Here is a 10,175-nt window from a genome sequence, read left to right on the forward strand (position 1 = left end):
CGCGGTGGTCCGTTTCCGGCCGGCCGATTTCCGTTCTACATGTGCACGTGTACGCACATGTTGGTTACGATGGTGGGGTGATGCCGTCCGTACTGCGCAACCGCACCTACCGGCGCCTGTTCGCGGCCCAAGTGGTCGCGCTGGTCGGAACCGGGCTCGCGACCGTCGCGCTGAGCCTGCTCGCGTACGACATCGCCGACGGCAACGCCTCCGCGGTCCTCGGCACCGCGCTGGCGATCAAGATGGTCGCGTACGTCGTCGTCGCCCCGGCGGTCGTCGCGATCACCGACCGGATGCCGCACCGCGCCCTGATGGTGACGGCGGACCTGACCCGCGCCAGCGTCGCGCTGACGCTGCCGTTCGTCACCCAGGTCTGGCAGACATACCTGCTGATCCTCCTGCTCCAAGCGGCGTCGGCGGCCTTCACCCCCACTTTCCAGGCCACCATCCCCGTGGTGCTGCCCGCCGAACGCGACTACACGCAGGCCCTGTCCATGTCCCGGCTCGCCTACGACCTGGAGAGCCTCTTCAGCCCCGCGCTCGCCGCCGCCCTGCTCACCCTGGTCCCCTACGGCTGGCTGTTCACCGGTACCGCCGCGGGCTTCCTCGCCTCCGCGGCCCTCGTCGGGGCCGCCGTACTGCCGAGGCGCGCCCCCGTCGAACGGGCCGGCGGCGGCTGCGCGAGGGCCGCGTACGGGATCCGGCGCTTCCTGGCGACGCCACGGCTGCGGGCGCTGCTCGCGCTCGATCTGGCGGTCGCCGCCGCCGGGGCCCTGGTCTTCGTCGACACCGTCGAGCTGGTCCGCGACCACTTCCACCGGCCCGCCGCCGCCGTCTCCCTCGCGCTCGGCGCGTACGGGGCGGGATCCATGCTCGCCGCGCTCCAACTGCCCCGCCTGCTCCGAAGCTGCACGGACCGGGCGGTCATGCTCCCGGCCGCCCGCGCGCTGCCGGTGGTGCTGGCCGCCGTGGCCGCGCTCACCGCCGCGGCCCCGGCCGGCTGGTCCTGGTACGGGATCCTGGCCGCCTGGGCCCTGATCGGCGCCGCCTGCTCCGCCGTCTCGACCCCCGGCGGCCGGGTGCTCCGCCGCTGCACCGCCGACGCCGAACTGCCCGCCGCCTTCGCCGCTCGGTTCTCCCTCGCGCACGGCTGCTGGCTGCTGACCTACCCCCTCGCGGGCCTGCTCGCGGCCGGGGCCGGGCTGCCCGTCACCGCCGCCGTCCTCGGTGGCGTCGCACTGGCCGCGGCGGTGGCCGCCACCGCGCTGTGGCCCGCCCGGGGCGACGAACCCGAAGATCCGGTCCGCGGCGCACGCGGGGCCCGCGACACGGCCCCGCACGGTCATGCGCCGGCCGCTACCCGGGCTCCAGGGTCGAGCCGGATCCGGGGGGCAGGTCGCCCCGTGGCGAGGGGCGCCTGAAGTGGTCCTCGTAGGCGCCGGCCACGACCTGGGGCATCAGATTGCCGAAGCCCTCCAGGCTGAGCGCGCCCCCGGTGGTGCGGGGCGTGCTCCGGCGCAGCATGTTCGGGACCGTTTCGGCCAGTCGGCCGCTCAGACGGGGCCCCGCCGCGATGCTCTCCTGGTCGTGGCGGCTCCAGGCCACGACCATGCTCAATCCCGGCGGATCGGCGGCGTCCAAGGCGGCCAGGGCGCCGCGGACGGCGGGCAGCTCCAGTGCCCAGCGGTCCACGAGCAGGATCAACGGCCCGGTGGCCAGGCGGTGGTCCCTGCGCGCGACCTCGTGTTCGAGGGTGGAGAGGTCCGCCTGGTCGTTCAGTTGGTACGCCAGGTCGGCGGCCACATGGGCCAGCGGCCTCGCGGACTCGGGATGGTACGGATTCCAGTCGTCGGGGCTGTCCCCGTAGTAGTCGGCACTGCGCCCCTCGGGGAGGTTCCCCCGGGTGGGGGCCGCCACGGCGATCCGCAGACTGCCCTGGTACGACGTGGCCGTGCCGAAGGCGCTCGGCACCGTCCGGTAGTCCACCGGGTGGTGGGGTCCGAGCCGGACGGTCTCGGCGACCTCGACGATCCGTTTGGCGAGCTCGAACACCGCCACCTCGTACTGCTCCGCGTGGCCGCGCAGTTTGATCAGGCCGTACAGCCCGTCGGTGACGTAGCGCTCGCCGAAGGTGTTGTGGTTGAACTGCAACCGCTCGGCGGGGCCGGGAAGTTGGGACGGCGGTACCGGCACCCACAGGGCGGGCACGATGGCCTCGGCCGGCTGGTTGCTGACGGCGCCGTGGCGGATGGCGCGCTGCGAGAAGGCGAACCACTCCTTCCCGCACATCTCGCTGGCGAAATAGCGCGGCGAGTAGAGCGGTACGAAGACGCGGCAGGTGGCGAGCGCCGCCCCGAGCCGTTCCGACCAGCCCTCGCCGCCGCGGATCTCCCGGTCCATGAACCCGGCATCGGCCCCGGCGGGCAGGTCCGTCAGCGCCGTGACGTGGCCGCAGAGGTCACGGAACAGGCGCTCCACCCACCTGTCCGGGTCCGGCCCCCCGGCACCGTAGCGCGGAGTGTGCGCGTAACTGAGGAAGAAGTACGGCCGGTTGCCACCGGATCCGGCCTCCGGCCGGGGCACGCGTTCCTCGGAGACGACCCCCAGCGCCCGGAGCGTCTGCGGGGAAGCCTCGGCGAACGGCGCTCCGCCGGAGGCGATCTCGGCGTCCCCCTCCGCGTCGGGTACCAGCGCGGGGAAGCGCGACGGGGCAGCGGTGTGCGCCGCGATGAACCGGCTCACCGCGGCCCGGGTGCGCACCGCGTCCCGGGCCCCGAGCCTGGGGGCCAGCCGTTCGCGAACGCCGTCCCGGAAGCTCAGCACCGGACCACCCTGCCCGGGGCCCTCCTCGACCGACACCAGGCCGCCGACGACGACCTCGGCCATGTTGGCGGCGCTCGCCTCCGGGACCAGCTCTTGGCGCACCAGGTGCAACAGCCCGGCGTGCATCCGCGGGTACGGGGAGCAGAGCACGGCCAGGCGTACGGCGGGCGCCGACGCCCGGTGCAGGAACGCCTCGACGAGCTGCCCGGCGTCGGCCGGGGCGTCCGGGGGAGCGGGCGTACGGGTGAGCAGGCCCGGCTCCGGTACCAGGACCGCCTCGCAGCCGGCGGGGTCCCCCCGCATGAGGGTGCGGGCCCAGCGCCCGACGGAACGCGGGGAGAGGCCGACGACCGGCAGCGGGAGCCACGTGTCCGGGCGCCCGGCGGGCGTCCGGAAGGCGTCCTCCAGCAACGGCGGCGCCAGGAACCGCAGCCGGGTGTTGGGGACGCCGGGTGCGCCGGGCGTGGTCACCTTCACGGCCGGGAGGTCGAGACCCGAGTGCCGCCAGATCTTCGGCGGCAGCGGGTTCACGAGCAGGGTGGGAGCGGCCCCGGCCCAGGCGTGGACGCGGTCCCAGAGCCCGGCGCCGTCGGCGCCCGGCACACAGTCCGAGAAGACCAGCGTCAGCCGGCGCTGCCGGGCCGTCGGGGATCCGGTCCCGGGCGATCGGGTGCGGGGCCGCGCCTCCCAGGTGTCGACCTCCCGGACCCGCAGGGTGCGAAAGGCCCCGGTCGTGGCCAGTACCTTCAGCAGCTCGTCCGCGGTGTCGCCCCACACGGCCATGGTCGGCGACCGGTCGAGGACCACGGTCAGGTCGAACCAGCGCTCCGGAGCCGGGCGGAAGGCGGGCAGCAGCTCGCCGCTGCGGGCGTAGCCGGCCACCGTACGCGCCAGGTCCAGCTGTTGTCTGCGGCCGGCTGTCCAGGGCCGGCGCAGGGGGCGCAGGGCGCGGGCGATCTCCCGGGCACGGGGGAGCGCGGTCCCCGAGGGCACGGGCACCTGGCGGGCGGGCACCGCGTCACCGCCGGACGCCGAGGGCCCGTACACCGGCCTGTGGAGCGGGCCCCACCCGCTGAGCCGCTCGCGCGGGTCGACGGCGCCGGAGGAGGGGGACGGGGGTACGGCCGCCGCGTCGGCGCGCTGCGGCGCACCGCGGCGCGCCCGGGTGGCGGCGGCGAGCCAGAGCAGTTCGGCGACCGAGAGGCCGTCCAGCTCCCTGCCCAGACCGTGCAGGGCCCGGACCACCGCCGCCAGCGGCTCCTCAGGCACCCGAGAGGTCCCGCATCAGGAGGGCGACGAGCCGCTCGCGCTCGGCGCCTTCGGACCGGGCGGGGCCGTCCAGGAGGTGCAGGGTGCCGAGCAGTTGGTCCACCGCCACGCTCTCGCCCGACGCGACCCGGCGTACGAAGTCGGCGACGAGCTCCGCCGCCGGCCCGGATTCGCCGACGTCCAGCCGCAGGTGGCCGCGGACCACGTCACGGATCAGTTCGACCGTCGGCGCGGGCATGCTGTAGCGCACGCAGCGACGCAGGAAGGGCGCCGGGAGCTCCTGTTCGCCGTTGCTCGTCATCACGATGAACGGGAACTCCGTGCACTGCACGTGGCCGTCCTGCACCACGTGCCGGACGTCGCTCTCCCAGGTCCGTACCCGCGCGTTCTGCTGCTCCTCGCGCATCAGCTCGGTGATGCGGAACTCCCCGCGTTCGAGCACGTCGAGCAGGTCCCCGGGAAGATCGAGGTCGGCCTTGTCGATCTCGTCGATGAGCAGGGCGCGCGGCCGCGTCGCGGGCAGCAGCGCGGTTCCCAGGGGGCCGAGGGTCAGGAAGGCGGCGATGTCGTCCAGGTCCACCTCGGCGCCCGTGCCCGCCCGCGCCTGCTCCTGCCGGAGCCGGTGGGCGTGGATGCGGCCGAGGGCGTCGTAGCGGTAGAGGGCGTCCGCGAGCGAACTGCGCGAGGTGACGTGCCAGCGCAGCACGGGTCCCAGCGCCAGCTCCGTGGCCACCTGCTCGATGACCGTGGACTTGCCCGTTCCCGGTCCTCCCGTGATCAGCAGCGGCCGGCGCAGCGCGAGCGCCGCGTTCACGGCGTCGGTCAGCCCCTCCGGCGGGCGGAACACCGCTGCGGCCGAGCGGATCGGGAAGGTGCGCCAGGGGGGCGGTTCGGGCAGGGAGACACCGGCCCTGTGCACACCGTCGCCCCGGTAGTACGCGTCCCAGGTCATGGGTTCCTCTCCTCACGGGTACGGGCAAGCGGGGTCGAAGTCCTGAAGAACCTGCAGAAGCGCAGCCAGTCCTCGTCGTCCCAGACGGCGCGCAGATCGGCCAGCCCGGCGCCCGCGTCGCCCCGCCAGCGTTCCCGGTAGGCGCGCGCCAACGCGCCCGGCATGGCCCACCAGTTCCGGTCGAGGCAGCCGTGCCGCTCCGCGGGGAAGCCCTCCGCCGCATGCGGCCACAGCAGGACCGGCGTGTAGGCGAGGAGCATCTCCATCAGCCGGGCGTCGGCGCCGGGATGCCGGGTCAGGCCGATGCCGCGCGTGTAGCGGCCGTAGCGCAGGTGGTCGCGCAGGGTCTGCGGATCGGCGAGGTCCTCGTGGGGCAGCCAGTCGACGGGTGCGCCGACATGGCATTGCGCGATCGACGCCCAGCGCTCGGCGACCACGGAGTCGATGCTGCGCAGTACGGCGTCGGGGGTGAGGCGGCTGCTCCAGTGCAGGCGTACGTCGTAGCGGATGCCCAGCAGCATGGCGACGCCTGCCTCCTCGGGCCGCCAGGCCAGCAGCAGCCCGCTGGGGACGGCCAGGTCCAGCCGCTTCAGCGGGAGTTCGAGGGTGGCGGCGTGCTCCTCGGCCCACTGGACCGCCTCCTCGACCGCGCTCTCGGCTCCCCTTCTGTCCGCCGCCTCGTTGGGGAACTGCTCGTGGTGGACCATCGCACCGTCCAGCAGCAGCCAGCCGTCGAGCACCTCGGGCCAGTCCCCGGTGAGGGAGGAGTGCAGGCTGACGACGAGGCTGAGCCGCTGGCTGTCCGTACGCCGGGCGGCGTGCACGATGGCGTCGTTGACCTCGACGGGGGCTTCGATCCGCTGTCCCCACGCGCGCAGTTCGGGGTCTTTCAGGTCCTTGCCGCAGGCTTGGGCCAGCAGCGCCACGAACCGGGCGACGGCGCGTCTGCCGTCCACTTCGGTGGCGGGGTGGTTGAAGGTCAGCTCGTCGATGACGGCCACGTCGGTCAGGTTCGGGTCGCCGGTCGGCAGTCTGCCCTCGGCCGCCAGCATGGTGTACAGCGCATGCCGGATCCGGTCGGTGGTCAGCTCGCCGCCGATCCAGCCCCGCACGAACTGGACGGTGCGCACCGCGACGAGCAGCCCGTCGACACCGCGCAGCGCGCGCTCACGGGCCGGGGAGGCCGGGAGGTGCAGGAGTTGCTCCCGGCATCGCACGGCCGCACGCAGATCCGGGGTGGCGTCCGGCACGGGCATGCGGGGGTCCACGTCCGCGAGGGCCTCGGTCAGCTCCTCCGCCGCGAGCCTGCCGCCGAGGCCGCCCAGCAGGCCTTCGCGGACCCGCGCGTTGCGGGCGATCCACAGGGGCTCCGGGGCCGAGCCGTCTCCGTCGAAGTCGAACCCGGTGAGGTCCTGGCCGACGATGACGGTACGCAGCGCGTCGAGGACCTCGCCCACGCGCAGCGTTCCGCCCGCGCCGGGCAGACCGGCCCGGACGAGCCCGGCCAGCTGCCGTGAGAAGGAGAGGTCGACGGCGGGCTGGCCCAGCGACGAGGCCATCAGCATCCCCAGCCGGGTACGGCCGCCGCGCGCGCCGCCGGTCAGGTCCTGGGCCGTGGGCGGGGCTCCGGCCGCGTGGCAGGTGTCGATGATGCCGAGTACGCCGCCGACACCCGGGTGGTCCACGGCGACGGCCAAGAGGTCGCTCACGTTCACGGAGTCCTGCCGGAGGTCCTCCGTGGAGTCGGCGCACATGAGGTGGAGCGTGCTGCTGCGGCCGGGTGTGAAGCCGTGGCCGAGGAAGGCGAGGACGAGCGCCGCGCGGTGCTCGGCCGCGTACCGCACCGCCTCGTCCACGGTGTCCCGGACCATCCGGCTGGTGAGGCCGTCGCCTGCGACGAGGGCGGTACGCCCGTCCGGCAACCCGGGTTCGCACGCGCCGAGCGAGGGGTCCGCGAGCGCCTCGTACAGTCCGCCGGCCGCCTCTTCCAGGCGGGCCAGACGCTCCATCGACGCACACTGCGGCGCGACCACCAGGAGGTGACGGCGGGAGGCTCGGCGGCCTCTCATCCCAGGTCACCGCGGTCGGCGCGTCCTCCCACCGGCCGGGCCAGGGCTTGCGCGACGGGTCCGGCGACGGCCGGCTGGGCGAGGTACTTCTCGGCGGAGTGGACCCAGGTGCCGTCGGAGTCGACGCGCCGGCTGACGGGGGCGACTCCCGCGCGGTTGGCGCGTACGCCCCGCTCCAGGCGGGGCCGTACGGCGATGATGTCGTCCCGGTCCCAGAAGTTCAGCCATTGCGCCACGTTCTCCGGCGCGCAGGGCGGCTGGGGGCGCAGCCGTGGCCACACCAGGGTCCGCATGGCGAGCGGTGAGCCCAGGGTCACGAACAGGGGTGTGGTCGTGGCGAGTTCGTGCAGGGCCTCCAGCGCGACGATGGTCCCCAGCGAATGCGCCACCACCACGGCCGGTCCCTCCCCGATCGCCTCGGCGACCCGGGCGCGGATCCGGCGGTCCAGTCCGGCGCCGTCCGGGCCGGCCTCCGCGCGCGCCAGGTAGCGGGCCACCTGGGTCAGGTGGCCCACCATCAGCTTGGGGGTGATCCACCGGGCGGCGGGGCCCCAGGGTTTGAGGGCCATCACGGTGGTCGCCACGTTGAGCGCGCGGCGTACCACCTCCAGGCTGCCCTGCTCCTGGCCCCTCGGCGCGGCCTGAGCCCGGGCGTGGTCGAGGATCCGGCGGTCCCACTCGTCGCCGTCCTCGTCCTTCCCCGCTTCCGCTTCCTCCGCCTCGGACAGGCCGTCCACCCAGGCGACCAAGAGCTCCGAGAGGATCTTGGCCTCCGCGTCGCCGGTGACCTCGGGGCCGGCCCCGCCCTGGGCCCGGCCGGGCCCGAACAGGTCTGCGTAGTGGGCGAACACGCACTCGGCCAGGCCACCGGCCAGCAGCTCGCGGGCCGCCTCCGAGTGCCCGGCCTCCTGCATCCCGACGGCCAGCGCCCCGGTCCAGGCCGTGAGTTCGCGGGCCGGATCGCGGGCGGCGCCGATCCCGTGGACGAATACCAGGCGTGCCCGCATCGACTGCCTCCCCATGGCACAGCGCAGTGTCCCCGAAGGCTAACAACCAGCCGCCGCCGTGGGCGGCGGGTTCGGCCAAGTCTTTGGGTAGGGTGCCCTTCGAGATGGGGCGTTCTGCTTGGGAGACGTGAGTTGATGAGTGGTCAGCAGCCGGACCGGGACGGATTCCCGCAGGTTTTCCAGCCGCTCTCGGGAGACGATCCCACCACCATCGCCGGGTACCGGCTGGCCGCCAAGCTGGGCGCGGGCGGCATGGGCAAGGTCTACCTGTCGTACACGCCCGGCGGACGGCCCGTGGCCATCAAGGTGATCCGCCCCGAATTCGGCGAGGACCCCGAGTTCCGGCGGCGGTTCGCGCAGGAGGTGCAGTCCGCGCAGCGGGTGCAGGGGCTGTTCACGGCGCCCGTGATCGACGCCGACACCGACGGTGCGCAGCCCTGGCTGGCCACCGCGTACGTACCGGGCCCCTCGCTCGCCGATGCCGTCGTCGCGCACGGCGCGCTGCCCGTCGAGGCGGTGCTGCTGCTCATCGCCGGCATGGCCGAGGCGCTGCACGTCATCCACGGGGCGGGCATCGTGCACCGCGACCTCAAGCCGTCGAACGTGCTGCTCGCCGCCGACGGCCCGCGCGTCATCGACTTCGGCATCGCCTACGCCGCCGACGCCACCTCCCTCACCGGCAGCGGTGTCACCATCGGCACCCCCTCGTTCATGGCGCCCGAGCAGGCCGCGGGACGCCGGGTCACCGCGGCCACCGACATCTTCGCGCTGGGCCAGGTCGCGGCGTACGCGGCCACCGGATCCCCCGCGTTCGGCGAGGGGACCTCGCACGGTGTCCTCTACCGGATCGTCCACGAGGAGCCCGACCTGAGCGGGGTGCCGGCGCGGCTGACGGAACTGGTCACCCGCTGCCTGGCCAAGGACCCCGACGCCAGGCCGTCGATCCCCGAGATCATCGCACTCTGCCAGGCGGCGAACGCGGAGACGGTGCTGCGCCGCCCCGAGGACTGGCTCCCGGCTCCGGTCGCCGCGGACATCACGGTCCGCGCGGCCGCCCCCGCCCCGGTGCAGACCCCGCCGCCGCCCGCCGCCGCGCCGTCCGTGGGCTACACGCCCACCGCGCCGGTGCGCCCGGCCGCCCCGCCTTCGGCCGCCACTCCGCCGCCCGGCTACGGGCCGGCCCCGGCGTACCAGCCCACTCAGCCGCGCCGGCCGCAGCCCCAGCCGCAGCAACCGCCCCAGCCGTACCGGACGCCCGCACCCGCGCCGTCCCCGATGCACGCCCACGCCTACGCCCCGACGCACGTACCGCCGGGCTACCCGGGAGCCCCGGCGCCCCGGCCCCCGCAGCGCTCGGGCAGGCGGGGCGCGCTCGTCGCCCTCGCCGCGGCGCTGGTCTTCACCGTCGGGGCCGGCGGCACGGCGTACGTCATGCTCAAGGACAAAGACCAGGGCAAGGGGCAGCAGGCGCAGGGCGGGACCCCGTCCGGATCCGGCAACGCCGGCGCGGGGCAGAACTCCTCGAAGCCGAGCGCCAAGGCCGACCCGAAGCCCGTGGAGTACAAGGGCGTGAACCTCACGGCCGGCTACCACCTGACGCTCAGCGACGAACCGATGCGGCCCCAGCAGGGGGAGGACGGCGGGTACGAGCTCTCGTACGACACCGGCTCGTACCTCGACGCGGAGAGCGAGGGCGGACAGCTGGTGCTGCTCGACCCGGGGCAGGAGGGGTCACTGGCCGCGTGCCGTGCGGACACCCGCTTCAGCCAGACCGTCTACGTGAACAAGCTTTCCAAGGGGCGGCAGGTCTGTGTCATCACCGGCGCGGGCCACGTGGGGCTCCTGACGGTCCAGGGGTTCTCGCCCGAGGACTCGACCAGCAAATACATCACGCTGGACGTGACCGTCTGGCGCAACGCCATCAGCCCGGCCTCGGGCCACTGACGCCATCGACGCCGTCTCGCCCGTCGTCGGGGGGGGGCCGGCCGGCGGGGGGGGGGGGGGCGGCCCGGCGCGGGTGCACAAAACACAACCCCCCAAACCCGGCGACAAAGC

At 74.5% G+C, this 10,175-nt stretch carries 6 protein-coding genes; 2 read left to right on the plus strand and 4 right to left on the minus strand.

Going from position 1 to position 10,175, the window contains the following annotated elements; genetic code table 11:
• Positions 1-80 precede the first annotated feature (80 nt).
• The gene (locus ACFWBF_RS08440) at positions 81-1,421 is read left to right on the plus strand and encodes an MFS transporter (RefSeq protein WP_385597162.1); all 1,341 of its coding nucleotides are present in this window, start codon (positions 81-83) and stop codon (positions 1,419-1,421) included.
• On the opposite strand, the gene ACFWBF_RS08445 is transcribed toward ACFWBF_RS08440, so the two are convergent.
• From ACFWBF_RS08445 to ACFWBF_RS08460, 4 genes are read right to left on the minus strand one after another with little or no spacing between them, the layout of a single operon-like run.
• Positions 1,357-4,092 (minus strand): TIR-like protein FxsC, encoded by a 2,736-nt coding sequence (locus ACFWBF_RS08445; RefSeq protein ID WP_385597168.1) that lies wholly within the window; start codon positions 4,090-4,092, stop codon positions 1,357-1,359. The genes ACFWBF_RS08440 and ACFWBF_RS08445 overlap by 65 nt on opposite strands.
• Entirely contained in the window at positions 4,085-5,044 is a 960-nt protein-coding gene (locus ACFWBF_RS08450; RefSeq protein ID WP_385597172.1) for an AAA family ATPase, read from the minus strand. Before ACFWBF_RS08450 ends, ACFWBF_RS08445 begins: the two co-directional genes overlap by 8 nt.
• Positions 5,041-7,053 carry a hypothetical protein gene (locus ACFWBF_RS08455; RefSeq protein WP_385597175.1) on the minus strand — a complete coding sequence of 671 codons (2,013 nt, stop codon included), beginning with the start codon at positions 7,051-7,053 and terminating at the stop codon, positions 5,041-5,043. The genes ACFWBF_RS08450 and ACFWBF_RS08455 overlap by 4 nt, the downstream gene beginning before the upstream one ends.
• A gap of 56 nt (positions 7,054-7,109) precedes the next feature.
• The gene (locus ACFWBF_RS08460) at positions 7,110-8,120 is read right to left on the minus strand and encodes a hypothetical protein (RefSeq protein ID WP_385597178.1); all 1,011 of its coding nucleotides are present in this window, start codon (positions 8,118-8,120) and stop codon (positions 7,110-7,112) included.
• Positions 8,121-8,255: 135 nt separating this feature from the next.
• Here ACFWBF_RS08460 and ACFWBF_RS08465 point away from each other — a divergent pair, with 135 nt between their 5' ends.
• On the plus strand, positions 8,256-10,064 hold the full coding sequence (locus ACFWBF_RS08465) for a serine/threonine-protein kinase (protein WP_385597181.1): 1,809 nt from the start codon (positions 8,256-8,258) through the stop codon (positions 10,062-10,064).
• Positions 10,065-10,175: the final 111 nt, after the last annotated feature.

It is taken from the genome of Streptomyces sp. NPDC060028 (assembly GCF_042736725.1).
In the GTDB taxonomy this organism is placed as follows: Bacteria; Actinomycetota; Actinomycetes; order Streptomycetales; family Streptomycetaceae; genus Streptomyces.